The organism is Klebsiella planticola ATCC 33531 (assembly GCF_000735435.1).
GTDB lineage: Bacteria > Pseudomonadota > Gammaproteobacteria > Enterobacterales > Enterobacteriaceae > Klebsiella > Klebsiella planticola.
Genome location: NZ_JMPP01000003.1, coordinates 92607 through 118264, shown reverse-complemented (window position 1 = coordinate 118264; position 25658 = coordinate 92607). Strand labels below are relative to the sequence as shown.

Sequence of the window (25658 nt, the reverse complement as noted above, 5' to 3'; positions counted from 1 at the left end):
GGCTGAAAAACACCAATGGCAAAGCAAGATTATTACGAGATTTTGGGCGTTTCCAAAACAGCGGAAGAGCGTGAAATCAAAAAGGCTTACAAGCGCCTGGCCATGAAATATCACCCGGACCGTAACCAGGGTGATAAAGAAGCCGAAGCGAAGTTTAAAGAAATTAAAGAAGCGTATGAAATCCTGACTGATGACCAGAAGCGTGCGGCCTACGATCAGTACGGCCACGCCGCCTTTGAACAAGGTGGCATGGGCGGCGGCGGCGGTGGTTTTGGCGGCGGTGCAGATTTCAGCGATATCTTTGGCGACGTGTTTGGCGATATCTTTGGCGGCGGTCGTGGCCGTCAGCGTGCGGCGCGTGGCGCTGACCTGCGCTACAACATGGAGCTGACGCTGGAAGAAGCCGTTCGCGGCGTGACTAAAGAGATTCGCATCCCGACGCTGGAAGAGTGTGACGTCTGCCACGGCAGCGGCGCGAAAGCCGGTAGCAAACCGCAAACCTGTCCAACCTGTCACGGTGCCGGTCAGGTGCAGATGCGTCAGGGCTTCTTCGCCGTTCAGCAAACCTGTCCGCATTGTCAGGGACGCGGTACGCTGATTAAAGATCCGTGCAACAAATGCCACGGTCACGGCCGGGTCGAGAAGACCAAAACCCTGTCGGTCAAAATCCCGGCGGGTGTGGATACCGGCGATCGTATTCGTCTTTCAGGCGAAGGCGAAGCGGGTGAGCACGGCGCTCCGGCGGGCGATCTGTACGTTCAGGTCCAGGTTAAGCAGCACGCTATCTTTGAGCGTGAAGGCAATAACCTGTACTGCGAAGTGCCGATCAACTTCACCATGGCTGCCCTCGGCGGCGAGATTGAAGTCCCGACGCTGGATGGCCGCGTCAATCTGAAAGTGCCTGGCGAAACGCAGACCGGTAAGCTCTTCCGCATGCGTGGCAAAGGGGTGAAATCCGTACGTGGTGGCGCGCAGGGCGATCTGCTGTGCCGCGTGGTGGTTGAAACGCCGGTAGGGCTGAATGAAAAACAGAAACAGCTGCTGAAGGATCTTCAGGAAAGTTTTGGCGGCCCAACGGGTGAAAAAAACAGCCCGCGCTCCAAAAGTTTCTTTGATGGCGTGAAGAAATTCTTCGACGACCTGACGCGCTAATCTACTGCGATTCTGAAAAGCCACTTTATTGTTAAAGTGGCTTTTTTGTTTCCAGCCCGCTATCTGTTAATGATGGCTGAATCCCTCCGGTCAGAGTCGCGCTTTGCCGTTTGCTTTATATCGTAAAAATCGAGCTATAACGCAATAATAATCTTATTTTTTCGAAGTGTTATGGCGACTAGAATAGTTTCATCGATGAATTAGCCTTATAGAGAGAGTAAAAGTGAAACATCTGCAGCGTTTTTTCAGTAGCGATGCTTCAGGGGGCATTATCCTCATTTTCGCGGCCGCGTTGGCTATGCTGTTGGCTAATACTGGCGCAACCAGCGGTATTTACCACTCCTTTCTGGAAACACCCGTTCAGCTGCGTGTGGGCGCGTTGGAAATCAATAAGAACATGCTGCTGTGGATTAACGATGCGCTCATGGCCGTCTTCTTCTTGCTGATTGGCCTGGAAGTGAAGCGTGAGATGATTCAGGGGGCGCTGGCCAGCCGCCGTCAGGCCGTTTTCCCGGTCGTGGCGGCCTTAGGTGGGATGATTGTCCCGGCGCTGATCTACCTGGCGTTTAATGCTCAGGATCCGATTACCCGCGAGGGCTGGGCGATTCCGGCGGCGACCGATATCGCTTTTGCGCTGGGAGTGCTGGCGCTGTTGGGCAGTCGCGTACCGCCGGCGTTGAAAATCTTCCTGATGGCGCTGGCGATTATCGACGACCTGGGCGCCATTATCATCATTGCCCTGTTTTATACCAGCGACCTTTCCGTCCTGTCGCTGGGCGTGGCGGCAGGGGCGATTGCCGTGCTGGTTGCGCTCAATCTTTGCGGCGTCCGACGCACCGGTATCTATATCCTGGTCGGCGCGGTGCTATGGACTGCGGTCCTGAAGTCCGGGGTTCATGCGACGTTAGCCGGGGTGATCGTTGGCTTTATGATCCCGCTGAAGGAGCAGGGCGGTAAATCACCGGCTAAGCAGCTTGAGCATGTCCTGCATCCGTGGGTGGCTTACCTGATTCTGCCGCTTTTCGCCTTCGCTAACGCAGGCGTCTCGCTGCAAGGCGTAACGATTGAAGGACTGACGTCACTGCTGCCGCTGGGGATTATTGCCGGGCTGTTTATCGGCAAACCGCTGGGGATCAGCCTGTTCTGCTGGCTGGCGTTAAAACTGAAATGGGCATCGCTGCCGGAAGGGACGACCTGCAAGCAGATAGTGGCGGTCGGTATTCTGTGCGGGATTGGCTTCACGATGTCGATTTTCATCGCCAGTCTGGCCTTCAGCAGCGTTAATCCTGGCTTAATCAACTGGGCCAAGCTAGGCATCCTGATTGGATCAGTTCTGTCGGCCGTGACCGGGTATATGATACTACGCAGGCGTATTGCGGATACCACGACGGCTTAACATTCGATGGGGAGCCTGCAAGGGCTCCCCTGGCATTATCAGGGAGAGAAACATGTCGCATATTAATTACAACCACCTGTATTACTTCTGGCACGTTTACAAAGAAGGTTCTGTTGTCGGCGCCGCGGAGGCTTTGTTCCTGACGCCGCAGACCATTACCGGGCAAATCAAAGCGCTTGAAGAGCGTTTGCAGGGAAAATTGTTTAAACGCAAAGGGCGGGGGCTGGAGCCGAGTGAACTGGGCGAGCTGGTGTTCCGCTATGCAGACCGCATGTTCACGCTAAGCCAGGAGATGCTCGATATTGTGAACTACCGCAAAGAGTCTAACCTGCTGTTCGATGTCGGTGTTGCCGATGCTTTGTCGAAAAGGCTGGTGAGCGGGGTGCTGGATGCGGCGGTAGTGGATAATGAACAGATTCATTTGCGTTGCTTTGAGTCGACCCACGAAATGCTGCTTGAGCAGCTCAGCCAGCACAAGCTCGATATGATCATCTCAGACTGCCCCATCGATTCCACCCAGCAGGAAGGGCTGTTCTCTGTGCGTATCGGCGAGTGCAGCGTGAGCTTCTGGTGTATGAACCCGCCGCCGGAAAAACCGTTCCCTGCCTGTCTGGAGGAGCGTCGTCTGCTGATCCCCGGCCGGCGCTCGATGCTGGGACGCAAGCTTCTGAACTGGTTCAACTCGCAGGGGCTGAAGGTCGAGATTCTTGGTGAGTTTGATGATGCGGCGCTGATGAAGGCGTTCGGTGCGGCGCATAATGCGATTTTTGTCGCGCCGACGCTTTACGCGCATGACTTCTATCAGGATGAGACGATTATTGAGATCGGACGGATGGAGAATGTGATGGAGGAGTATCACGCCATTTTTGCCGAAAGAATGATTCAGCATCCGGCGGTGCAACGGATTTGCAATCGCGACTATTCGTCACTCTTCACGACGCCGCAGGCGTAACTGACAGGCATAAAAAAACCCGCTTTCGCGGGTTTTTTTACAAAGCGATAACAAGCAGGCGATTAAGCCAGTTTGTTGATCTGAGCGGTCAGGTTTGCTTTATGACGCGCAGCTTTGTTTTTGTGGATCAGACCTTTAGCAGCCTGACGGTCCACGATCGGTTGCATTTCGTTAAATGCTTTCAGTGCAGTAGCTTTGTCGCCAGCTTCGATAGCTGCGTATACTTTCTTGATGAAAGTACGCATCATAGAGCGACGGCTAGCGTTGTGCTTGCGGGCCTTTTCAGACTGAACGGCGCGCTTCTTAGCTGATTTGATATTAGCCAAGGTCCAACTCCCAAATGTGTTCTATATGGACAATTCAAAGGCCGAGGAATATGCCCGTTTAGCCTTCTTTTGTCAATGGATTTGTGCAAATAAGCGCCGCTTAAAACAACGACGCTTTATTACGTAGTGATGGCGCAAGATTCTACCAGCTTGTTGCTGGCGAATACAGCCTTTCCACCATAAAAATCGCTGGGCCCGGGTAGTTTTTGCCGCATTCCCGCGCTGAGTTGATGAATTCCCGGGATCTTTCGGTTAAGAGGTGCAATCGCTGGTTAACGTCGTCAGTTGTACAAGGTATACTCGGACGATTTTCACTGTTTTGAGCCAGACATGAAGCTGATACGCGGCATACATAATCTCAGTCAGGCACCGCACGGGTGCGTGCTGACCATTGGTAATTTTGACGGTGTACATCGCGGGCACCAGGCGCTGCTGCAGCGTTTGCGCGCCGAGGGCCGCCAGCGTGGTTTACCGGTGGTGGTGATGATTTTCGAACCACAGCCGCTGGAGCTGTTTGCCGCCGATAAGGCGCCAGCCCGTTTAACGCGTCTGCGGGAAAAGCTGAGCTATCTGGCTGAAAGCGGCGTCGACTATGTGCTGTGCGTGCGCTTTGACCGCCGCTTCGCCGCCCTGACCGCCCAGGATTTTATCAGCGAACTGCTGGTGCGCCGTTTAGGCGTGCAGTTCCTTGCTGTGGGTGATGATTTCCGCTTTGGCGCTGGTCGCCAGGGGGATTTCTTGTTATTACAGAAAGCCGGGGCGGAATACGGTTTTGACGTAACCAGCACCCAAACTTTCTGCGAGGGCGGTGTACGTATCAGCAGCACGGCGGTGCGCCAGGCGCTAGCGGATGACGACCTTGTGCAGGCGGAAAACCTGCTGGGCCATCCCTTTACGATCTCCGGACGCGTGGTCCACGGCGATGAGCTGGGGCGCACTATTGGTTTTCCGACGGCGAACTTACCGCTACGTCGTCAGGTTTCCCCGGTAAAAGGGGTCTATGCGGTGGAAGTGACAGGACTGGGCGACAAACCGCTGGTGGGCGTCGCCAACATTGGCACCCGTCCAACGGTTGCTGGCGTTCGCCAGCAGCTGGAAGTGCATTTGCTGGACGTTGTAATGGACCTTTATGGTCGCCATATAGATGTAATACTGCGTAAAAAAATACGTAACGAGCAGCGATTTGCGTCGCTTGATGAGCTGAAAGCGCAAATTGCACGTGATGAGTTAACGGCCCGCGAGTTCTTTGGGCTGGCCAGGCAGGCATAAGCCTGTTGGTGTTTATCAAACCGAAATACGGAACCGAGAATCTGATGAGTGACTATAAATCCACCCTGAATTTGCCGGAAACAGGGTTCCCGATGCGTGGCGATCTCGCCAAGCGCGAACCGGGAATGCTGGCGCGTTGGACCGATGATGACCTGTACGGCATCATCCGTGCAGCGAAAAAAGGCAAAAAAACCTTCATTCTGCATGATGGCCCTCCTTATGCGAATGGCAGCATTCATATTGGTCACTCGGTTAACAAGATTCTGAAAGACATTATCGTTAAGTCCAAAGGACTGACGGGCTATGACTCGCCTTACGTTCCAGGTTGGGACTGCCACGGTCTGCCGATCGAGCTGAAAGTGGAGCAGGAATATGGCAAGCCGGGTGAGAAATTCACCGCTGCTGAATTCCGCGCCAAGTGCCGCGAATATGCCGCTGAGCAGATCGACGGCCAGCGTAAAGACTTTATCCGCCTGGGGGTGCTGGGCGACTGGTCGCGTCCGTACCTGACCATGGACTTCAAAACCGAAGCCAACATTATCCGTGCGCTGGGTAAAATCATCGGTAACGGCCACCTGCACAAAGGCGCGAAGCCGGTGCACTGGTGTGTCGACTGCCGTTCTGCGCTGGCTGAAGCGGAAGTCGAGTATTACGACAAAACGTCTCCTTCTATCGACGTAGCGTTCCACGCGGTAGACAAAGCCGCGGTGCTGGCGAAATTCGGCGTTGCCGATGTCACCGGCCCGGTATCACTGGTCATCTGGACCACCACCCCGTGGACCCTGCCAGCCAACCGCGCCATCTCCCTGTCGCCGGAATTCGACTATGCGTTGGTGCAGGTCGCAGACCAGGCGCTGATCCTGGCGAAAGATCTGGTTGAAAGCGTGATGAAACGCGCGGGTATTGCGGATTACACCATCCTGGCGGCGGTGAAAGGTGATGAACTGGAACTGATGCGCTTTAAGCATCCGTTCCTCGACTTCGACGTACCGGCCATCCTCGGCGATCACGTCACTCTGGATGCGGGTACCGGTGCGGTCCATACCGCCGGCGGCCACGGTCCGGACGACTACACCATCAGCCAGAAATACGGCCTGGAAATTGCCAACCCGGTCGGCCCGGACGGTTCCTACCTGCCGGGGACCTATCCGGCGCTGGACGGTATTAACGTCTTTAAAGCCAACGACATCATCGTCGAAATGCTGCGCGAAAGCGGTGCGCTGCTGCACGTTGAGAAAATGCAGCACAGCTATCCGTGCTGCTGGCGTCACAAGTCGCCGATCATCTTCCGTGCGACCCCGCAGTGGTTCGTCAGCATGGATCAGAAAGGTCTGCGCGCGCAGTCGCTGAAAGAGATCAAAGGCGTGCAGTGGATCCCGGACTGGGGCCAGGCGCGTATCGAATCCATGGTCGCTAACCGTCCTGACTGGTGTATCTCCCGTCAGCGTACCTGGGGCGTGCCGATGTCTCTGTTTGTGCACAAAGAGACGCAGGAACTGCACCCGAACACCCTGGAACTGATGGAAGAAGTGGCGAAGCGCGTTGAAGTTGACGGCATTCAGGCGTGGTGGGATCTCGATTCCCGCGACATCCTGGGCGCTGACGCGGACAACTACGAGAAAGTGCCGGATACCCTGGACGTGTGGTTCGACTCCGGATCTACCCACTCCTCCGTCGTTGACGTACGCCCTGAATTCTCCGGTCACGCCGCCGATATGTACCTGGAAGGTTCTGACCAGCATCGCGGCTGGTTCATGTCCTCGCTGATGATCTCCACGGCGATGAAGGGCAAAGCGCCGTACCGCCAGGTGCTGACGCACGGTTTCACCGTAGATGGTCAGGGACGTAAAATGTCCAAATCCATCGGTAACACCGTCTCTCCGCAGGATGTGATGAATAAACTGGGCGCGGATATCCTGCGTCTGTGGGTCGCGTCTACCGATTACACCGGCGAAATGGCGGTCTCTGACGAGATCCTTAAACGTGCTGCCGACAGCTATCGTCGTATCCGTAACACCGCACGCTTCCTGCTGGCGAACCTTAACGGTTTCGATCCGGTCAAAGATATGGTGAAACCGGAAGAGATGGTGGTGCTCGATCGGTGGGCGGTAGGCTGCGCGCAAGCGGCGCAGGAAGATATCCTGAAGGCCTACGAATCGTATGATTTCCACGAAGTGGTGCAGCGCCTGATGCGCTTCTGCTCCATCGAAATGGGCTCGTTCTATCTCGACATCATCAAAGATCGCCAGTACACCGCGAAAGCGGACAGCGTGGCGCGTCGCAGCTGCCAGACCGCGCTGTTCCATATTGTGGAAGCGCTGGTTCGCTGGATGGCGCCGATCATGTCCTTCACCGCAGACGAAATCTGGGGCTACCTGCCGGGTTCCCGCGAGAAATACGTCTTCACCGGTGAGTGGTATGAAGGTCTGTTCGGCCTGGCCGATGACGAAGCGATGAACGACGACTTCTGGGACGACCTGCTGCAGGTACGTGGCGAAGTCAACAAGGTCATCGAGCAGGCGCGTGCCGACAAGCTGGTGGGCGGTTCTCTGGAAGCGGCGGTCACGCTGTATGCCGATGCCGATCTGGCCGCGAAGCTGAACGCGCTGGGCAGCGAATTACGATTTGTCCTGTTGACCTCCGGGGCGACGGTTGCCGATTATGCACAGGCGCCGGCGGATGCCTGGCAGAGTGAACTGCTGAAAGGTCTGAAAGTCGTGCTGAGTAAAGCCGAAGGCGAGAAATGCCCACGCTGCTGGCACTATACCAGCGATGTCGGCAAGGTGGCGGAACACGCGGAAATCTGCGGTCGCTGTGTCAGCAACGTCGCCGGTGACGGCGAAAAACGTAAGTTTGCCTGATGAGTAAATCTGTCTGTTCAACGGGGCTACGCTGGCTTTGGGTCGTTGTAGCCGTGCTGATTATTGACCTGGGCAGTAAATTCCTGATCCTCCAGAACTTTGCTCTGGGGGATACGGTATCGCTGTTCCCGTCGCTTAATCTGCATTATGCGCGTAACTATGGCGCGGCTTTTAGTTTCCTTGCCGATAGCGGCGGCTGGCAGCGCTGGTTCTTTGCCGGCATTGCCATTGGTATCTGCGTGATTCTGGCGGTATTGATGTATCGCTCAAAAGCCACGCAAAAGCTGAACAACATTGCCTACGCGCTGATTATTGGCGGCGCGTTGGGGAATTTGTTTGATCGGCTATGGCATGGTTTTGTCGTCGATATGATTGATTTCTACGTCGGAGACTGGCATTTCGCTACCTTCAACCTCGCCGATACCGCAATTTGTATCGGCGCGGCGCTGATTGTGCTGGAAGGCTTCCTGCCAAAACCTTCGGCGAAAGAGCCGGTGTAAATGTAAATGTCGGGTGGCGCTGCGCTTACCCGGCCTACAGAATTTGCGCCCTTCCGTAGGCCCGGTAAGCGTAGCGTCACCGGGCAAACAGGCGGGCCAAAACAAGCGAGCAATTTGCATGTCTAAATCCGTACAGAGCAACAGCGCGATCCTCGTTCACTTCACGCTGAAACTGGATGATGGCTCAACGGCTGAATCCACCCGCAATAACGGCAAACCTGCCCTGTTTCGCCTTGGCGACACCTCCCTGTCTGAAGGTCTTGAACAACAGCTTCTGGGTCTGAAAGAGGGTGAGAAAAAGGTATTTTCGCTGGAGCCCGATGCCGCGTTTGGCGTGCCAAGCCCGGATCTTATCCAGTATTTTTCCCGTCGTGAATTTATCGATGCGGGCGAGCCGGAAATTGGCGCGATTATGCTCTTTACCGCAATGGATGGCAGCGAAATGCCCGGCGTGATTCGTGAAGTGAACGGCGATTCGATCACCGTGGATTTCAACCACCCGCTGGCCGGGCGCACCGTCCATTTTGATATTGAAGTGCTGGAAATCGATCCGGCGCTGGAGGAGTGAAATGCAGATCCTGTTGGCTAACCCGCGCGGCTTCTGCGCCGGCGTTGACCGCGCTATCAGCATTGTCGAAAACGCGCTGACGCTCTACGGCGCGCCGATCTATGTGCGTCATGAAGTGGTGCATAACCGCTATGTGGTCGATAGCCTGCGCAAGCGCGGCGCCATTTTTATCGAACAGATTAGCGAAGTGCCTGATGGCGCGATCCTGATTTTCTCCGCGCACGGCGTGTCTCAGGCGGTGCGTAATGAAGCGAAAAACCGCGATCTGACGGTCTTTGACGCGACCTGTCCGCTGGTGACCAAAGTGCATATGGAAGTTGCCCGCGCCAGTCGTCGTGGCGAAGAGTCGATCCTGATTGGCCATGCCGGTCACCCGGAAGTCGAAGGGACGATGGGCCAGTACAGCAACCCGGAAGGGGGAATGTATCTGGTAGAATCGCCCGATGACGTCTGGAAGCTGGAGGTGAAAAACGACGCCCGGCTGTCGTTTATGACGCAGACCACCCTCTCGGTAGATGACACTTCGGATGTGATCGACGCGCTGCGCGAACGCTTCCCAAAAATCGTCGGGCCGCGCAAAGACGATATCTGTTACGCAACCACCAACCGTCAGGAAGCGGTGCGTGCGCTGGCGGAACAGGCCGATGTCGTGCTGGTGGTGGGGTCGAAAAACTCCTCTAACTCCAACCGTCTGGCGGAGCTCGCTCAGCGGATGGGGAAAGCAGCCTATCTGATTGACGACGCGACGGATATTCAGGAAGCGTGGGTCAAAGAGGCCGCGTGCGTTGGCGTGACCGCAGGCGCATCGGCCCCGGATATTCTGGTGCAGAACGTGATTGCGCGTCTGCAGGCGCTGGGCGGTGGAGAAGCCGTCCCGCTGGAAGGGCGTGAAGAGAATATCGTTTTCGAAGTACCGAAAGAGCTGCGGGTTGATGTCCGTGAAGTAGACTAAGTTCTTTCGCCAGCGAATGTGAGAAGATGCCAGACTTAACGTCTGGCATTTTTTTTGGGAGAAACGATGCGCTTACCGATCATTCTTGATACCGATCCCGGCATTGACGACGCGGCGGCGATCGCCGCTGCGCTGTTTGCCCCCGAGCTCGATCTGCAGCTGATGACGACGGTGGCGGGGAACGTGTCGGTGGAAAAAACCACCCGTAATGCCCTGCAGCTACTGCATTTCTGGCAGGCGAAGGTTCCGCTGGCTCAAGGGGCGTCGATGCCGCTTTTGCGCCCGCTGCGCGATGCGGCCTCCGTGCATGGTGAGTCCGGTATGGAAGGGTATGATTTTGTCGAGCATGACTGCCAGCCATTGCCGAAACCGGCCTTTCAGGCCATTCGCGACGCGCTGATGCATGCTCAGGAGCCCATTACGCTGGTAGCGATTGGTCCGTTGACCAATATTGCGCTGCTCCTGACGCAGTATCCGGAATGTCGCTTTAATATTCGCCGGCTGGTGATCATGGGCGGTTCTGCCGGGCGCGGTAACTTCACGCCCAATGCGGAGTTCAATATTGCTATCGACCCGGAAGCCGCGGCCAGCGTATTTCGCAGCGGTCTGGAGATCGTGATGTGCGGTCTCGACGTGACGAACAGGGCGATGCTGACGCCGGAGTACCTCGCCACGCTGCCCGCGCTGAACAACACCGGAAAGATGCTCCACGCGCTGTTCAGCCATTATCGCAGCGGCAGCATGAGCAGCGGGCTACGTATGCATGACCTGTGCGCCATTGCCTGGCTGGTGCGCCCCGAGCTGTTTACCCTACAACCGTGCTTTGTGGCGGTGGAAACGCAGGGGACCTGGACATCCGGTACCACCGTCGTCGATATCGAAGGGCGACTCGGGCAGCCGGCGAACGCTCGCGTTGCGCTGGAGCTGGATGTGGGCGGTTTTCAGCGCTGGGTGGCGGAAGTGTTGGCCCTGGCGCCGTAAGCGGCCTGGCGACCGTCAATTTTCTCGCTCAGATAATCAATCATGGCCCGCATTCTGGCGGGCATATGTTTATTGCCCGACCACAGCAGCCACAGCTGTCCGCTATAGCTACTGATAAACTCCCATTCTGCCAGAACCTGCACGATATCGCCCCGGGCCAGCGCGTCGCGAGCGGTAAACAGCGGCAGGCTGCCGATACCTAAATGCTGCTTCACCGCATCAAGGCGTACGGCAGTATGGTTGGCGGCGTAGCGTCCGTGAGTCTGGATAGTTTCCGTTTTACCCGCCCGTCGGAATTTCCAGCGTGAGTCGGCCGGCGTTTCGCCGAGGCTGATGCAGCTGTGGGCGCGCAGCTCTGCCGGCGTTTGCGGCGTGCCGTGCTGCAGCAAATAGTCCGCTGTGGCGCAGATCACGTGGGTCACCGGCATCAGCGGCTTGCCGTGTAGCCCGGGAGAGGGGCTGTGGGTAATACGCAGCGCCAGATCAATACCATCATCAATCAGATCCAGATAGCGGTCCTCAAGCCGCAGACAGACGTCCACGCCGGGGTAGCGGGTGAGAAATTCCGTCATCAACGGGTGAATCACAAAACGCCCGACGGCTTTTGGCACGCTGAGGGTCAGTTTTCCCTGCGCCACCTCCTGCGTACTGCTGGCGGAGTCCATCGCCAGGCGCGCCGATTCCAGCATCTCCTGCGCGTGCGCATACACCGTTTTGCCGGCATCACTCAGGCGTAATTTACGCGTGCTGCGGTGCAGCAGCTTACAGCCCAGTTCGTGTTCCAGTCGCGAGACGCTGCGACTGACCGCCGAAGGCGTTGCCCCGGAAAGGCGGGCGACGGCAGAAAAACTGCCCTGGTCGACAATTTGCACGAACAGGGCAAGGTCGGGGAGTAAATTGAGATTCATTTGTGCCCATGAAGCAAAAGTGCATTGATGGATGACGGGATTATCGCCATGCGTAATATCAATATACTGTCCTGACAGAGAAGAGGACAACCCCATGACTGAACGTCTTTATTACACCAGCGATGCGACCGAAGGCCGCGCGCGGGTACTGAGCTGCCTGGCCGAAGCCGACGGCCGCTATGCCATTGAGCTGGACCAGACCCTGTTTCACCCGCAGGGCGGCGGGCAACCGGCCGACCGCGGCTGGATTGACGGTATTGCCGTTGAAGGCGTGGTGGCGCGAGGCGACAGCGTCATGCACATTGTCGCACAACCGCTGCCGCCTGGAGAGGTGACGATTCGGGTGGATGACGCTGCCCGGCGTCTGCATTCGCGGCTGCACTCTGCGGGACATCTGATCGGCCTGGCGGGCGAAGGCGCCGGCTGGCATCCCATCAAAGCGCACCACTGGCCTGGAGAAGGGCGGATAACTTTCACCGCCACCGCGCCCGCCATCGTGCCGGAGGCCAGCGCGCTTCTGGCGACGATCGCGGGCTGGCAAGCGGAAAATCTGCCGCGGCATCTGGCTTATGAGGATGGGCTGCGGCAGGTCAGGTTTGGTCCATTACCGGCCTATCCCTGCGGCGGAACGCATGTTGCCAGCCTGTCTGAGCTGGGTGTGGTGACGATCACCCAGGTGAAAATCAAAAAAGGCCAGCTGATCGTAAGTTATACGCTGGAGTGAGCGGCGACGCTGCCGAACTTTTGTGTGATATCAGTTACAAAGTCACCCGGCCCCTCTGAGGTTAATCGATTAATCTGCTAATCTGATCCTGTTGTTCTCCTCGGGCCGGAGACAAATATGAATCCTTCCTTTATTCAGCCACCGCAGGTGGTCTGGGCCAGCGGCGCACTTGCCGATGGCCCGTTGTTACGTAAATCAACGCGCATTGCGGATCTTGCGCGGGTATTCGCCGATGAGCGCGCGCGTCAGGGAATGGTGGGCGAGCTGGTCGTTTATGATGTGGAAATGCTTGATACCTCTTCAGCGGAAGGGGCGCTGTATACCGGCGTCACCCATCTTTATCCCGGGAAGGTGGGCAACGAGTATTTTATGACCCGCGGGCATTTCCATGCCCGTCGTGAACAAGGCGAAGTCTACTTTGGTCTGCGCGGGAGTGGTTTACTGCTGCTGCAAGATGAGCAAGGACAAGCGCGCTTTGAGCAGGTTTTTGCCGGGTCAGTACATATTATTCCGGGGTTTACCGCGCACCGGTTGATTAATACCGGTGGCGATACGCTTTCCGCGCTGGCGGTCTGGCCCGGCGTGGCGGGACACGATTACGCTGCGCTGGCAAACGGCTTTGCGCTGCGGGTCTTTGAAGAGAATCGGACTCTCCAGGTCAAGGCGGTGCAGAATGGCGAAATCTGACGGTTGTTACGGGCTGGATATGGCGATTCATCAGCGGCCGCTGGGTTTTAGCTACGGCAATGATGTCACCGGACCGATGCCGGAAATCCGTCGTCTCGATCAGATTCGCGCTTCTCTGCGCGATCCCCACTGTGAAGGGCCGGAGGAGGTGTATGCCATCGCCATGGATGTGGCGCGGATGCAGGATCGTGAAGAGCTGAAAAAACGGATGCTGCTGTTTGGCGTGGTGACCTATGCCGCCGGGCGACTGGGGGAAGAACCGATTCGCAGTCAGGGACATGTCCATCGCATCAGCCAGCACAGCGGCTGGTCGCCGCCGGAGCTGTATGAAATCTGGCAGGGGAAAGCCATTATCTACATGCAAGAGTACGTGGAGGACGACCCCGGACGCTGCTTTGCGGTCATCGCCGGGCCGGGAGAAAAGGTACTGGTACCGCCCGGCTGGGGGCATGCCACCATTTCGGCGAGCCAGGATGAACCCTTAACTTTTGGCGCATGGTGCGATCGCGAGTACGGTTTTGAATATGATGCCGTGCGCGCCCGAAAAGGGCTGGCCTGGTATCCGCTGCTGCAGGATGAACAGATTATCTGGTTGCATAATTCGCACTATATTCCCGGGCGGTTGCAGGCTATTACCCCCCGGCAGTATACGGAGTTTGGCATTACCTCCGCGCCAGTTTATCAGCAGTTTATTGACGATCCTGCCCGCTTCCAGTTTATCTCCCGTCCGGATAAGACGGCGGAACTATGGCGGAATTTCCATCCATAGCACAACCGGGGCATAGCCCCGGTTTTTTTGACGTTGGGCGGATCTTCACGCGATCCGCTGCGTTCGCCCCGCTCTGCGCGACGCGAGCGGGGCGTTTTCACAACACCATCCGATATCAGCCGGCAAACAGACCGCTCACCACGCCGAGTGCGGCCAGTACCAGCAGCAGCACCATCGCTTTTACCGGTGAAACCCCGCGTTTGGCCATCAAATACCACGTCCCCAGCACCACCACCAGCGGCAGCAGCTGCGGGAAGATGCCATCCAGCATCTGCTGAACGTGAATATTGACCCCGTCTTTGGTGACGAATTCCAGCCCGGTTGCGAGTTTAACGTAGCTTGCCGCAACGCCGCCCATGACGAAAACACCCAGTAGCGATAAGGCTTCACGCAGGCGAGTAGACTGACTGCTGACCAGCATCTCTACCGATCCGGAACCCATTTTGTAACCTTTGAGAAACAGAAACCACGAGCCGGGAATAATGATGCCCAGCCAGGCGACGGTATAGAACAGCGGCCCGAGAATGCTGCCGCCGGCCGCCAGCGCCATACCGATACTCAGCAAAATCGGGATAAGCATGCCGGGGATCATTGAATCACCGATCCCGGCGATCGGCCCCATCAGGCCGACTTTCAGGGTGTTGATCGTTTCACCATCGATCGGTTCGCCGTTGGCTTTTTTCTCCTCCAGCCCCAGCGCCATACCGTTGACGATCGCGCCGATCTGCGGCTCGGTGTTATAGAACGATGCGTGACGGCGCAGCATTTCGGTGCGCTGGGCGGCATCGGGATAGAGTTTTTTCGCCACCGGCAGCATGCTCAGGCAAAAGCCGAAGGATTCCAGGCGTTCAAAGCTCATTGAGGAAAGGTTGTGCATCATCCACGCGCGCCAGCAGCGGCGCAGGTCTTTGCGGGTCAGGGTACGTTCTTCCATCAGAATTCATCCTCATCATCGACGACCGGTTTTGCGCCAGTGCTCTGCTGCGGCTCCGGTTTGTAGTTGTAATGGATTAGCGCCAGCAGCGAGCCCACGATCACCAGCGCGACCATATTGAGCTTTAAAAAGACGATGCAGACGAAACCGACGAGAAAATAGATCAGCATGGTGTAGTTTTTAATGATCTGTTTGAGCAGGATAGCGATCCCCACCGCAGGCAGAATGCCGCCCAGCACATTCATCGTCGACAGAATGATTTTGGGCAAACTGTCCATAAAACTACTGATGTACTGCGCACCGAAATAGACGGCGATAAAAGTCGGTACGAAGCGTAAAACGAAGTTCGTGGCCTGGGGCCAGATGGCGCTGTTGAGATAAATTCCGCGTTCGTCGCCACGATCCAGCGCAACATCGGCCCGATGGTTCCAGAAAGAGTTCAGCACCATCATGGCGTTAAACAGAATGGTCCCGGCGATACCGATGGTGGCCGCCAGCGCTACCGCCACTTCCGGCCCTTTTCCTGACAGGATCCCGAGGGCGATGGCCGGGTAAGCGACAAAGTTAAGGTCGGCCGGCATCGACCCACCCGGTGTCACCATGGCGATATAGACGGCCTGGACCGCCACGCCGATCATAATGCCGGTTTTCACATCGCCGAGAATAAGCCCGACCAGCATGCCGGAAACCAGCGGCCGGGTGATCAGATACCAGCCGCCGGTCAGCCCTAAAAGCCAGGGGCTACTGAGGGCGCCCAGATAGCAAAGAAAGCCTATCAATGTCGCTTCGATAATCATCATCCGCTCCTTATTTCAGCTTCTGCCGGGCGTCCTGCCAGCTGTAACAGCCGGCATCCGGGACCAGGCGGAACTCAACAAGATGTCCGTGCTGCGCCAGCCAGTCAAAGGCGGCTATCTCCTCCGCGTTGACCGATTGATTCGGGCCAATGGTTCGGGTATCGGCGCGGGCGCTCATTGGACCAACGTTAATTTTGCCGTTGGCATTTTTCAGGCTGATACCGGCTTCTTCGATGCGCTGGAGCGTAACGGGGGATTTGCCGATCACGAAGTAACGCTTATCGCTGGCGATCACTTTGGGCAATTTTTCGATAGCTGTCGCGGTATCGAACAGCCAGACTTTGGTGTCCTGGACCGCGCCTTTCATCACTGATGAGAGCAGCGGATCGGCCGCGACGGCGTCGTCAATGGCGACGATACCATCGCAGGGCAGCTCTTTGGCCCAGCGTGTCACGAGCTGCCCATGAATAACGCGGTCGTCGATACGTACAAAAGAGATACTCATAGCGGTTTCCTTTAAAAATCATCGGACTGAACGGATATCGTCGGGGCGGCCATGACCAGTGTCGGTACGGTTAACGCCAGCAGCTGTGCGGCAGCATCGTGCACATCCGTTAAATGGTGAATCTCGTCGCTTTGCAGCAGCATCGGGAAATTGACCCCCGCCACGACGGCGACCGGGGGGATCGTCTGAGTGGAAAACGCGTGCTGGCAGGCGATGTTCCACGGCGTACCGCTTTGCATATCGCACAGCACCAGCACGCCATCGGCGTTTTGCCCGGCGCTGGCCAGCGTGCGGGCGAAATCCTGTCTGAAGCCTTCAATGCCAGCCTGCTCGTCGAGCGTCACGGCGAAAACATGTGGTAATTCGCCGTAAACCATGCGGCCGCTTGCAAGCAGGGCGTTCGCCAGCGGGCCGTGGGTGGCAACTATTACGTTGATCATGCGCTTATCCTCTTACCCAGGCTTTAATGGTGGCGAGCGGCTGTCCTGTGCCTTTGCCCGACGGTGAAATACGATACTCGCCCACTGCGGCGGGAATAATAAAGGTCTCGGCATAGTGGACGACGAAAGGCGCGAAGGCGCCGCTCGGGCTGTCAACGATGGCCTCATCACCTTCGACCAGGTTGAGAACGTTCACCCCGCCCTGAGTATGATGAGTCACCGGCGCGGTGAACCAGTGGCGGCGGGTTTCGATAAATTCACGCTCGTGCATCCCGGTCCGTTCTTCACGCCAGCCTTCGCCTTCGGCCACTGGTTCGACCTGGTTTACCAGGTTGTCGGCAACCCAGCGGGTGTCACGCTGCCAGTCGATAACCTGCTCACCGTGCTCCAGATGGACGGGGCGCGGCAGGCCATCTAAACCTAAACGTCCCCAGTCCCACAGCTTGAAGGTAAAAATGTACGGCGTGGCGCTGATTTCGAGGACCATCGTGCCGCTGCCCGAGCAGTGAACCGTGCCGGCAGGGATCAGGAAGTGATCGTGCTTACGGGCCGGGATCTGGTTAACAAAGCGGGCATCGTCGAAGGTTTTTTCCCCGCGGGCCGCGGCCTTAAGATCGTCCAGCATCGCCTGCGGTTCGGTTCCGGTTTTGGTTCCCAGATAGACCACCGCCTGCGGTTCCGCTTCGAGAATGTAATAACTTTCATCCTGGGTGTAGTGCATACCAAACTGCTGCTGGATGTACTCGGTGACGGGATGAACCTGGAAGCTCAGGTTCTGGCCGCCGATGGTGTCGAGAAAATCAAAGCGGATGGGAAATTCAGCGCCAAACCGGGCGTGAACCTTCTCGCCAAGCAGCGCGCGAGGATGAAGTAAAACCAGGTTTTGTGAGGGGATCTCGATCCGCACCTGACCAAAGCGCAGTAACAGGCTGTTTTCCTCGGGCACGCAATCAAAACACCATGCGTAATTGGGCGCGGCGGGATCGAGATCGAATTGCTGTTTCATCCACTGGCCGCCCCAGATGCCGGGATCGAAGAACGGGGCGACGCGGAACGGACGGGTGGTGGTTTGCTGGAGGGCGGCGCGCAGCGCTTCGCCGCTGACCAGCGTCGGCGCCTCTTTTTGCGTGGTATCGAGCAGATAGTCGGCGCGTTTGAGCAGCGGCGTTTTGTGGCGATCGAAGACGCGCCATTCGATAAAAAAGGCGCGCTTATAGCGACGGAGGATGTCCTCGTCCTGGTTGTCCGCCCCCCAGTTCCCGAGGCCGTCATGGCGCATGCGCTGCTGAATTTCCCAGCGCGGCATATCGGCATAGACCAGCACATCGCCCGGATGAACGAGCGCGGCGCCGGGACCATAAATAACGATGAGGCCTTCGGTCACGGCATCGACCTGCTGGCGCAGCTGATGTAACTTGTCGGCGTTAAAAAACTCTTCCAGATGATGACAGGAGAGGACCCCAAAAACACGGTCGTCGGTCAGGTTACGCGCCAGCAAATCGTGGAGCGCCTGTTCATCGCGGCGGGCGGATTCGACGTTCAGCACCCGCGTAGCGTTCAGCGACGGCAGCAGTCGCTGCTCCAGTTCGTCAAGCCGGACGCCGGGATAGCAGTCCACAACCAGCACGGTTCTGGAGGCGGCTGAAGCCCTGAGGCGAAGCGTCGCAGAGAGGGATTCCCAGCCCTGCCAGGCCTGGTCGTCATAACCCTGAACCGTCACTTCAGGGAATTTATCATAGGTCGTTTGCATTATCTGTCTCCGTATTGGCTAAATAAAGATTAATCGATTAACCTTATTTTGATAGTGTGGTTAACGCGATTAACCCGCCATAATGCGCAAGTAAAGCGACAAAATGGGCGTTATTGTGAGTCCTGTCACAAGGAAAAATGCAATTTTTAGGTTATTCGATTAACCTTCGGTAAACGAACGGGAGAGATCATGACAACAGTGACGCTGGCACAGGTGGCTGAACGGGCAGGAGTATCTACGGCCACCGTTTCGATGGTATTGCGTAACCGCGGGCGGATTTCGCAAGCTACGCGCGAACGAGTGCTGAAGGCGCTGGATGAAACTGGCTATGTCTACAATCAGACCGCCGCCAATCTGCGTAATCGCAGCAGCAACCAGGTTGGACTGCTGCTGCATGACATCACCAACCCGTTTTACGGTGAGATGACGGCAGGCTTAAGCCATGAAATGGAGCGGCATGATTTGCTGTTATTCCTGGCAAACAGCGAAGAGTCAGGCGAGCGGCAGCAAAAGTTTGTCGACTCGCTGATGCGCAATAGCGCCTGCGGCATGGTGCTGTGCGCGGCGCGGGAAACGCCGGCCTCATTTTTTGATGCGCTGAAAAGACGCAATATTCCCGCCATTATGGTGGTGCGCCCGCTCAGCGATCCGGATTTTGATTTTGTCGGTACCGATAACTTTCTCGGCACGCAGATGGCCACGGCGCACTTGCTGAAAATGGGCCACCGACAGATTGCCTTTATCGGCGGCAGCCTGAGTTCTGGTACTCGGGCACAGCGTATTGGCGGATTCACCAGTACGCTCCTCGAGAGCGGGCTCTCGCCGCGGCCGGAGTGGATCGTCACGGCCCAGGCCAGCCAGATCGACGGCGCGAAAGTGGCCGAAGCGCTGCTGACCCGCTATCCGCAAATCACGGCCGCAGTTTGTTACCAGGACATTGTCGCGCTGGGCGTGATGCAGGCGCTGCGTAAAACCGGGCGTGAGCCGGGCCGTGATTTTGCGCTGGTGGGATTTGACGATATTACCGAAGCCGCGCTGGTTCAGCCGGCGTTGACGACCGTTTCGGTGGCGGCGAAGGAGATTGGCCGCAAAGCTGGCGAACTGCTGTATAGCCGCATTCAGGGCAATGATGAACCGCCGAAACGCATTATTTTGCCGCCGGCGCTGGTGGTCCGCGAATCCTGTGGTTTTCGGCACAGGGTTAACGCTCCGGGCGAGTGAGAAACGACGCCGGCGTATAGTTTTTACTGATATCGAACGCCGTTTGTCATAAATTTCTAATTATCGGTGTTTTACAGTAGCGGCTCATCGACGGGCTGGTTAATCTGGAAACAATTTACGTTAAGTTAACAAAAGAGAATAGCTATGCATGATGCACAAATCCGCGTGGCCATCGCAGGCGCGGGCGGCCGGATGGGACGCCAGTTAATTCAGGCCGTACAGCAGATGGACGGCGTGGCGCTGGGCGCGGCGCTGGAGCGTGAAGGTTCTTCCCTCCTTGGCAGCGATGCCGGTGAGCTGGCCGGTGCCGGTAAAGCCGGTGTCACGGTGCAAAGCAGTCTTGCGGCGGTCAAAGATGATTTTGATGTGCTGATCGATTTCACCCGCCCGGAAGGGACGTTAAAGCACCTTGCTTTCTGTCGCGAACACGGCAAAGGGATGGTGATTGGTACCACCGGTTTTGATGAGGCCGGGAAACAGGCCATTCGCGATGCGGCGCAGGAGATTGCGATCGTTTTCGCGGCCAACTTCAGCGTTGGCGTCAACGTCCTGTTAAAGCTGCTGGAAAAAGCGGCGAAGGTGATGGGCGACTACACCGATATCGAAATTATTGAAGCGCACCACCGTCACAAAGTGGACGCACCGTCAGGCACCGCGCTGGCGATGGGCGAGGCGATTGCAGGCGCACTGAACAAAGATCTGAAGGATTGCGCGGTCTACAGCCGTGAAGGCCATACCGGCGAACGGGTCCCGGGGACCATTGGCTTTGCCACCGTGCGCGCCGGAGATATCGTCGGCGAGCATACCGCCATGTTTGCCGATATTGGTGAGCGTATTGAAATCAGCCACAAGGCATCCAGTCGGATGACTTTTGCTAATGGTGCCGTTCGTTCTGCATTGTGGTTAAAAGATAAGAAATCAGGCCTTTTCGACATGCGTGATGTGCTTGATCTCAATACTTTATAAGTTTTATTACCCATCGTGATGTGGTTATTGCATTCAATATGTAATTGATTGCAAAGGGCAATATTTTATTGCCCTTTTTATTTTTCATCATTTCATCAATTAAAATTGATGAAATAGCTATAATCTTAAATTATCCCTCCATTTTTTGTTGTGTTATTGTAAATTTTGACCATCTGGTCTACTTTTTTGTTCCTGCGCGCGCTGTTTTGCAATCTTCCTGGTCCGCAAGCGTTTTCTCTGCATAGTTTGTTGATCTTTTTGCCTGCTAACGCAGTGCTGAGAGGTCAGTGACGTAAAAAGAGATAAAAAATATCGGCTTTAAGTTGACTTTTACCCGACATCTCTCCAGAATGCCGCCGTTTGCCAGAAATCCATAGGTAAGCAAATTTGCATTGATTCATGTCATGCACATGCATTAATATGCAAATAAAGTGAGTGAATATTCTCTGGAGGGTGTTTTGATTAAGTCAGCGCTATTGGTTCTGGAAGACGGAACCCAGTTTCACGGTCGGGCCATCGGGGCAACGGGCACGGCGGTTGGGGAAGTCGTTTTCAATACTTCAATGACCGGTTATCAAGAAATCCTCACTGATCCTTCCTATTCCCGCCAAATTGTCACTCTTACTTATCCCCATATTGGTAATGTCGGCACCAACGACAGCGATGAAGAATCTTCTCAGGTACATGCGCAGGGTCTGGTCATTCGCGACCTGCCGCTGATTGCCAGCAACTTCCGCAATACCGAAGACCTCTCTTCTTACCTCAAACGCCATAACATCGTGGCGATTGCCGATATCGATACCCGTAAGCTGACGCGTTTGCTGCGTGAAAAAGGCGCACAGAACGGCTGCATCATCGTGGGTGATAACCTGGATGCGCAGCTGGCGCTGGAAAAAGCCAAAGCGTTCCCTGGCCTGAACGGCATGGACCTGGCGAAAGAAGTCACCACTTCAGAAACCTACAGCTGGACGCAAGGCAGCTGGACGCTGGCGGGCGACCTGCCGGAAGCGAAGGCGGAAAGCGAGCTGCCGTTCCACGTTGTGGCCTACGATTTTGGCGCTAAACGCAACATTCTGCGCATGCTGGTTGACCGCGGCTGCCGCCTGACGGTGGTGCCGGCGAAAACCTCCGCCGAAGAGGTGCTGAAGATGAATCCGGACGGTATCTTCCTGTCCAACGGCCCTGGCGACCCGGCGCCGTGCGATTACGCCATTACCGCGATTGAGAAATTCCTCGAGACCGATATTCCGGTATTCGGCATCTGCCTCGGCCATCAGCTGCTGGCGCTGGCGAGCGGTGCGAAGACCGTTAAGATGAAGTTCGGCCACCACGGCGGCAACCACCCGGTTAAAGATATCGATAATAATGTGGTGATGATTACCGCCCAGAACCACGGTTTTGCGGTCGACGAAGCCTCCATGCCGGCTAACCTGCGCGTGACCCACAAGTCGCTGTTCGACGGGACGCTGCAGGGCATCCACCGCACTGACAAACCGGCGTTTAGCTTCCAGGGCCACCCGGAAGCGAGCCCAGGCCCGCACGATGCCGCGCCGTTGTTCGACCATTTTATTGCATTAATTGAGCAGTACCGCCAGTCCGCGAAATAATCAGGAGAAAAGAGCCATGCCAAAACGTACAGACATAAAAAGCATCCTGATTCTTGGCGCTGGCCCGATCGTTATCGGCCAGGCTTGCGAATTTGACTACTCTGGCGCTCAGGCCTGTAAGGCCCTGCGCGAAGAAGGTTACCGTGTCATTCTGGTGAACTCCAACCCGGCCACCATCATGACCGACCCGGAAATGGCCGATGCGACCTATATTGAGCCGATTCACTGGGAAGTCGTGCGCAAAATTATCGAAAAAGAGCGTCCGGATGCGGTACTGCCGACCATGGGCGGTCAGACGGCGCTGAACTGCGCGCTGGAGCTGGAACGTCAGGGCGTGCTGGCCGAATTCGGCGTCACCATGATCGGCGCTACCGCTGACGCGATTGATAAAGCGGAAGACCGCCGTCGCTTCGATGTGGCAATGAAGAAAATCGGTCTGGATACCGCGCGTTCCGGCATTGCGCACACCATGGAAGAAGCGCTGGCGGTGGCCGCAGACGTGGGCTACCCATGCATCATCCGTCCGTCTTTCACCATGGGCGGCACCGGCGGCGGTATCGCTTACAACCGTGAAGAGTTCGAAGAAATTTGTGCCCGCGGGCTGGACCTCTCTCCGACCAACGAACTGCTGATTGATGAATCGCTGATCGGCTGGAAAGAGTACGAAATGGAAGTGGTGCGTGATAAGAACGATAACTGCATCATCGTCTGCTCGATCGAAAACTTCGACGCCATGGGGATCCACACCGGCGATTCCATTACCGTCGCGCCGGCGCAAACCCTGACCGATAAAGAATACCAGGTGATGCGTAATGCATCGATGGCGGTGCTGCGTGAAATTGGCGTGGAAACCGGGGGCTCTAACGTTCAGTTCTCCGTTAACCCGAAAGACGGCCGTCTGATTGTTATCGAAATGAACCCGCGCGTATCACGCTCCTCCGCGCTGGCATCGAAAGCGACCGGTTTCCCGATTGCTAAAGTGGCGGCCAAGCTGGCGGTCGGCTACACCCTCGATGAGCTGATGAACGACATCACCGGTGGCCGTACGCCGGCCTCGTTCGAACCGTCCATCGACTATGTCGTGACCAAGATTCCCCGCTTCAACTTCGAAAAATTCGTTGGCGCTAACGACCGTCTGACTACTCAGATGAAATCCGTGGGCGAAGTGATGGCGATTGGCCGCACCCAGCAGGAATCCCTGCAGAAAGCGCTGCGCGGCCTGGAAGTGGGGGCTACCGGTTTCGACCCGAAAGTCAGTCTCGACGACCCGGAAGCGCTGACCAAAATTCGCCGTGAGCTGAAAGATGCCGGCGCCGAGCGTATCTGGTACATCGCCGATGCGTTCCGCGCGGGGCTGTCCGTGGACGGCGTCTTCAACCTGACCAACATCGACCGCTGGTTCCTGGTACAAATTGAAGAGCTGGTCCGTCTGGAAGAGAAAGTGGCTGACCTCGGCATCACCGGTCTGACGCCTGACTTCCTGCGCCAGCTGAAGCGCAAAGGCTTTGCCGACGCGCGTCTGGCCAAACTGGCGGGCGTTCGTGAAGGCGAAATCCGCAAGCTGCGCGACCAGTACAACCTGCACCCGGTCTACAAGCGTGTAGATACCTGCGCGGCGGAATTCGCCACCGATACCGCCTATATGTACTCCACCTATGAAGACGAGTGTGAAGCGAACCCGTCCGTTGACCGCGATAAAATCATGGTCCTCGGCGGCGGCCCGAACCGTATCGGCCAGGGTATCGAATTTGACTACTGCTGCGTACATGCTTCGCTGGCGCTGCGCGAAGACGGTTACGAGACCATTATGGTTAACTGTAACCCGGAAACCGTCTCTACCGACTACGACACCTCCGACCGTCTGTACTTTGAGCCGGTGACGCTGGAAGACGTGCTGGAAATCGTCCGCATCGAGAAGCCGAAGGGCGTTATCGTCCAGTACGGCGGCCAGACGCCGCTGAAACTGGCGCGTGCGCTGGAAGCGGCTGGCGTACCGGTTATCGGTACCAGCCCGGATGCGATTGACCGTGCCGAAGACCGTGAACGTTTCCAGCAGGCGGTTGACCGTCTGAAGCTGAAACAGCCGGCGAACGCGACCGTAACGACCATTGAGATGGCCGTTGAGAAGGCGAAAGAGATTGGCTACCCGCTGGTGGTGCGCCCGTCCTACGTCCTGGGCGGGCGGGCGATGGAAATCGTCTACGACGAAGCCGACCTGAAGCGCTACTTCCAGACCGCGGTCAGCGTCTCGAACGACGCACCGGTTCTGCTGGATCGCTTCCTTGACGATGCGGTCGAGGTCGACGTTGATGCTATCTGCGACGGCGAAATGGTGCTGATTGGTGGCATCATGGAGCACATCGAACAGGCGGGCGTGCACTCCGGTGACTCCGCATGTTCTCTGCCGGCCTACACCCTGAGCAAGGAAATTCAGGATGTGATGCGTGAGCAGGTACAGAAGCTGGCCTTTGAACTGCAGGTCCGTGGCCTGATGAACGTCCAGTTCGCGGTGAAAAACAATGAAGTGTACCTGATTGAAGTGAACCCGCGTGCGGCGCGTACCGTCCCGTTCGTCTCGAAAGCCACCGGCGTCCCGCTGGCCAAAGTCGCGGCGCGCGTGATGGCTGGCCAGACTCTGGCACAGCAGGGCGTAACCAGAGAAATTATCCCGCCGTACTACTCGGTGAAAGAAGTGGTGCTGCCGTTCAACAAATTCCCGGGCGTTGACCCGCTGTTAGGGCCAGAAATGCGCTCTACCGGGGAAGTGATGGGCGTGGGCCGTACTTTTGCCGAAGCGTTCGCTAAAGCGCAGCTCGGCAGCAGCTCCACGATGAAAAAACAGGGGCGCGCGCTGCTCTCCGTTCGCGAAGGCGACAAAGAGCGTGTTGTTGACCTGGCGGCGAAACTGCTGAAGTTCGGCTTCGAACTGGATGCGACTCACGGTACCGCGATTGTGCTGGGTGAGGCGGGGATCAACCCACGTCTGGTGAACAAGGTGCATGAAGGTCGTCCGCACATTCAGGACCGTATCAAGAATGGCGAATACACCTACATCATCAACACCACCGAAGGTCGTCAGGCGATTGAAGACTCCAAGCTGATTCGCCGCAGCGCCCTGCAGTACAAAGTGCATTACGACACCACCCTGAACGGCGGTTTCGCCACGGCGATGGCGCTCAACGCTAACGCCATCGAGAAAGTGACCTCGGTTCAGGAAATGCACGCGCAAATTAAAAAGTAAGCCGCCTCGTTAATACCGGGTCGCGGAACAACAAGGGCTGACGAGAAATCGTCGGCCTTTTTTTTATCCGCGCCATCTTCGGAGAGTTCTGCTTTTCACTGCCCGTCTGGTGAGGCTAACTATAGTTAGCATCATAACGATATCAATTGACG

At 56.7% G+C, this 25658-nt stretch carries 23 protein-coding genes and 1 pseudogene; 17 read left to right on the top strand and 7 right to left on the bottom strand.

Annotation, left to right across the window (positions count from 1 at the left end; all coding sequences use genetic code 11):
• The first annotated feature begins 15 nt into the window (after positions 1–15).
• From dnaJ to nhaR, 3 genes are all read left to right on the top strand, one after another.
• A complete protein-coding gene (gene dnaJ, locus GRPL_RS24435) occupies positions 16–1152 on the top strand; it encodes a molecular chaperone DnaJ (protein WP_032697234.1) in 1137 nt (378 codons plus the stop codon).
• Positions 1153–1375: 223 nt separating this feature from the next.
• Positions 1376–2548, top strand: a complete 1173-nt coding sequence (gene nhaA / locus GRPL_RS24440; protein ID WP_032698193.1) for a Na+/H+ antiporter NhaA — start codon at positions 1376–1378, stop codon at positions 2546–2548.
• A gap of 52 nt (positions 2549–2600) precedes the next feature.
• Complete coding sequence (gene nhaR, locus GRPL_RS24445) at positions 2601–3500, top strand: transcriptional activator NhaR (RefSeq protein ID WP_032689541.1); 900 nt, start codon at positions 2601–2603, stop codon at positions 3498–3500.
• Between the two features lie 62 nt (positions 3501–3562).
• On the opposite strand, the gene rpsT is transcribed toward nhaR, so the two are convergent.
• Positions 3563–3826, bottom strand: coding sequence for a 30S ribosomal protein S20 (gene rpsT / locus GRPL_RS24450; protein WP_003018940.1), 264 nt, complete (start codon positions 3824–3826; stop codon positions 3563–3565).
• A 119-nt stretch (positions 3827–3945) separates the two neighbouring features.
• Between rpsT and GRPL_RS28180 the strand changes: the two are divergent.
• The 7 genes and pseudogenes from GRPL_RS28180 to rihC all read left to right on the top strand — a co-directional run.
• Positions 3946–4149, top strand: a pseudogene (locus GRPL_RS28180) (DUF2575 domain-containing protein); the annotation flags it as partial.
• Positions 4150–4156: 7 nt separating this feature from the next.
• Positions 4157–5095 (top strand): bifunctional riboflavin kinase/FAD synthetase, encoded by a 939-nt coding sequence (ribF, locus tag GRPL_RS24455; protein ID WP_004857719.1) that lies wholly within the window; start codon positions 4157–4159, stop codon positions 5093–5095.
• Between the two features lie 44 nt (positions 5096–5139).
• Positions 5140–7956 carry an isoleucine--tRNA ligase gene (gene ileS / locus GRPL_RS24460; RefSeq protein ID WP_032697301.1) on the top strand — a complete coding sequence of 939 codons (2817 nt, stop codon included), beginning with the start codon at positions 5140–5142 and terminating at the stop codon, positions 7954–7956.
• Positions 7956–8456 (top strand): signal peptidase II, encoded by a 501-nt coding sequence (lspA, locus tag GRPL_RS24465; protein WP_032689540.1) that lies wholly within the window; start codon positions 7956–7958, stop codon positions 8454–8456. Before ileS ends, lspA begins: the two co-directional genes overlap by 1 nt.
• 118 nt (positions 8457–8574) lie before the next feature.
• Positions 8575–9024, top strand: a complete 450-nt coding sequence (gene fkpB / locus GRPL_RS24470; RefSeq protein WP_032689539.1) for an FKBP-type peptidyl-prolyl cis-trans isomerase — start codon at positions 8575–8577, stop codon at positions 9022–9024.
• A 1-nt stretch (position 9025) separates the two neighbouring features.
• The gene (ispH, locus tag GRPL_RS24475; RefSeq protein WP_032689538.1) at positions 9026–9976 is read left to right on the top strand and encodes a 4-hydroxy-3-methylbut-2-enyl diphosphate reductase; all 951 of its coding nucleotides are present in this window, start codon (positions 9026–9028) and stop codon (positions 9974–9976) included.
• Between the two features lie 66 nt (positions 9977–10042).
• On the top strand, positions 10043–10957 hold the full coding sequence (rihC, locus tag GRPL_RS24480; RefSeq protein WP_032689537.1) for a ribonucleoside hydrolase RihC: 915 nt from the start codon (positions 10043–10045) through the stop codon (positions 10955–10957).
• Here rihC and GRPL_RS24485 read toward each other — a convergent pair.
• The gene (locus tag GRPL_RS24485) at positions 10918–11865 is read right to left on the bottom strand and encodes a LysR family transcriptional regulator (RefSeq protein ID WP_032697302.1); all 948 of its coding nucleotides are present in this window, start codon (positions 11863–11865) and stop codon (positions 10918–10920) included. The genes rihC and GRPL_RS24485 overlap by 40 nt on opposite strands.
• A 94-nt stretch (positions 11866–11959) precedes the next feature.
• Here GRPL_RS24485 and GRPL_RS24490 point away from each other — a divergent pair, with 94 nt between their 5' ends.
• From GRPL_RS24490 to GRPL_RS24500, 3 genes are all read left to right on the top strand, one after another.
• The gene (locus GRPL_RS24490) at positions 11960–12589 is read left to right on the top strand and encodes a serine-tRNA(Ala) deacylase AlaX (protein ID WP_032689536.1); all 630 of its coding nucleotides are present in this window, start codon (positions 11960–11962) and stop codon (positions 12587–12589) included.
• 117 nt (positions 12590–12706) lie between these two features.
• Positions 12707–13276, top strand: a complete 570-nt coding sequence (locus tag GRPL_RS24495; protein WP_032689535.1) for a glucose-6-phosphate isomerase family protein — start codon at positions 12707–12709, stop codon at positions 13274–13276.
• Entirely contained in the window at positions 13263–14045 is a 783-nt protein-coding gene (locus tag GRPL_RS24500) for a glucose-6-phosphate isomerase family protein (RefSeq protein ID WP_032689534.1), read from the top strand. The genes GRPL_RS24495 and GRPL_RS24500 overlap by 14 nt, the downstream gene beginning before the upstream one ends.
• 115 nt (positions 14046–14160) lie before the next feature.
• Here the strand turns inward: GRPL_RS24500 and GRPL_RS24505 are convergent, their stop codons facing one another.
• From GRPL_RS24505 to GRPL_RS24525, 5 genes are read right to left on the bottom strand one after another with little or no spacing between them, the layout of a single operon-like run.
• Entirely contained in the window at positions 14161–14979 is an 819-nt protein-coding gene (locus GRPL_RS24505; protein ID WP_032697237.1) for a PTS system mannose/fructose/sorbose family transporter subunit IID, read from the bottom strand.
• Positions 14979–15776: a PTS mannose/fructose/sorbose/N-acetylgalactosamine transporter subunit IIC gene (locus GRPL_RS24510; RefSeq protein WP_004857742.1), complete on the bottom strand. Its 798-nt coding sequence runs from the start codon at positions 15774–15776 to the stop codon at positions 14979–14981. Before GRPL_RS24510 ends, GRPL_RS24505 begins: the two co-directional genes overlap by 1 nt.
• Before the next feature lie 10 nt (positions 15777–15786).
• Positions 15787–16281 carry a PTS sugar transporter subunit IIB gene (locus GRPL_RS24515; protein ID WP_032698192.1) on the bottom strand — a complete coding sequence of 165 codons (495 nt, stop codon included), beginning with the start codon at positions 16279–16281 and terminating at the stop codon, positions 15787–15789.
• 11 nt (positions 16282–16292) lie between these two features.
• Complete coding sequence (locus GRPL_RS24520; protein WP_032698190.1) at positions 16293–16721, bottom strand: PTS sugar transporter subunit IIA; 429 nt, start codon at positions 16719–16721, stop codon at positions 16293–16295.
• Positions 16722–16725: 4 nt separating this feature from the next.
• The gene (locus GRPL_RS24525) at positions 16726–18471 is read right to left on the bottom strand and encodes a class I mannose-6-phosphate isomerase (RefSeq protein ID WP_032698188.1); all 1746 of its coding nucleotides are present in this window, start codon (positions 18469–18471) and stop codon (positions 16726–16728) included.
• Positions 18472–18660: 189 nt separating this feature from the next.
• Here GRPL_RS24525 and GRPL_RS24530 point away from each other — a divergent pair, with 189 nt between their 5' ends.
• The 4 genes from GRPL_RS24530 to carB all read left to right on the top strand — a co-directional run bounded on the left by GRPL_RS24530 (position 18661) and on the right by carB (position 25506).
• Positions 18661–19692 (top strand): LacI family DNA-binding transcriptional regulator, encoded by a 1032-nt coding sequence (locus tag GRPL_RS24530; RefSeq protein WP_032689526.1) that lies wholly within the window; start codon positions 18661–18663, stop codon positions 19690–19692.
• 144 nt (positions 19693–19836) lie between these two features.
• On the top strand, positions 19837–20658 hold the full coding sequence (gene dapB / locus GRPL_RS24535) for a 4-hydroxy-tetrahydrodipicolinate reductase (protein ID WP_032698187.1): 822 nt from the start codon (positions 19837–19839) through the stop codon (positions 20656–20658).
• A gap of 458 nt (positions 20659–21116) precedes the next feature.
• Positions 21117–22265, top strand: a complete 1149-nt coding sequence (gene carA / locus GRPL_RS24540; protein WP_032689524.1) for a glutamine-hydrolyzing carbamoyl-phosphate synthase small subunit — start codon at positions 21117–21119, stop codon at positions 22263–22265.
• Positions 22266–22281: 16 nt separating this feature from the next.
• Positions 22282–25506, top strand: coding sequence for a carbamoyl-phosphate synthase large subunit (carB, locus tag GRPL_RS24545; RefSeq protein ID WP_032698186.1), 3225 nt, complete (start codon positions 22282–22284; stop codon positions 25504–25506).
• The last annotated feature ends 152 nt before the right edge of the window (positions 25507–25658 follow it).

Bases quoted from the DNA above. Each gene is read 5' to 3' on its own strand.
- GRPL_RS24525 (WP_032698188.1), bottom strand. From the start codon at position 18,471: ATGCAAACGACCTATGATAAATTCCCTGAAGTGACGGTTCAGGGTTAT.
- GRPL_RS24515 (WP_032698192.1), bottom strand. From the start codon at position 16,281: ATGAGTATCTCTTTTGTACGTATCGACGACCGCGTTATTCATGGGCAG.
- GRPL_RS24495 (WP_032689535.1), top strand. From the start codon at position 12,707: ATGAATCCTTCCTTTATTCAGCCACCGCAGGTGGTCTGGGCCAGCGGC.
- rihC (WP_032689537.1), top strand. From the start codon at position 10,043: ATGCGCTTACCGATCATTCTTGATACCGATCCCGGCATTGACGACGCG.
- carB (WP_032698186.1), top strand. From the start codon at position 22,282: ATGCCAAAACGTACAGACATAAAAAGCATCCTGATTCTTGGCGCTGGC.
- GRPL_RS24505 (WP_032697237.1), bottom strand. From the start codon at position 14,979: ATGGAAGAACGTACCCTGACCCGCAAAGACCTGCGCCGCTGCTGGCGC.
- GRPL_RS24530 (WP_032689526.1), top strand. From the start codon at position 18,661: ATGACAACAGTGACGCTGGCACAGGTGGCTGAACGGGCAGGAGTATCT.
- GRPL_RS24490 (WP_032689536.1), top strand. From the start codon at position 11,960: ATGACTGAACGTCTTTATTACACCAGCGATGCGACCGAAGGCCGCGCG.
- dapB (WP_032698187.1), top strand. From the start codon at position 19,837: ATGCATGATGCACAAATCCGCGTGGCCATCGCAGGCGCGGGCGGCCGG.
- GRPL_RS24485 (WP_032697302.1), bottom strand. From the start codon at position 11,865: ATGAATCTCAATTTACTCCCCGACCTTGCCCTGTTCGTGCAAATTGTC.
- ispH (WP_032689538.1), top strand. From the start codon at position 9,026: ATGCAGATCCTGTTGGCTAACCCGCGCGGCTTCTGCGCCGGCGTTGAC.
- lspA (WP_032689540.1), top strand. From the start codon at position 7,956: ATGAGTAAATCTGTCTGTTCAACGGGGCTACGCTGGCTTTGGGTCGTT.
- nhaR (WP_032689541.1), top strand. From the start codon at position 2,601: ATGTCGCATATTAATTACAACCACCTGTATTACTTCTGGCACGTTTAC.
- ileS (WP_032697301.1), top strand. From the start codon at position 5,140: ATGAGTGACTATAAATCCACCCTGAATTTGCCGGAAACAGGGTTCCCG.
- GRPL_RS24520 (WP_032698190.1), bottom strand. From the start codon at position 16,721: ATGATCAACGTAATAGTTGCCACCCACGGCCCGCTGGCGAACGCCCTG.
- fkpB (WP_032689539.1), top strand. From the start codon at position 8,575: ATGTCTAAATCCGTACAGAGCAACAGCGCGATCCTCGTTCACTTCACG.
- GRPL_RS24510 (WP_004857742.1), bottom strand. From the start codon at position 15,776: ATGATTATCGAAGCGACATTGATAGGCTTTCTTTGCTATCTGGGCGCC.
- dnaJ (WP_032697234.1), top strand. From the start codon at position 16: ATGGCAAAGCAAGATTATTACGAGATTTTGGGCGTTTCCAAAACAGCG.
- GRPL_RS24500 (WP_032689534.1), top strand. From the start codon at position 13,263: ATGGCGAAATCTGACGGTTGTTACGGGCTGGATATGGCGATTCATCAG.
- ribF (WP_004857719.1), top strand. From the start codon at position 4,157: ATGAAGCTGATACGCGGCATACATAATCTCAGTCAGGCACCGCACGGG.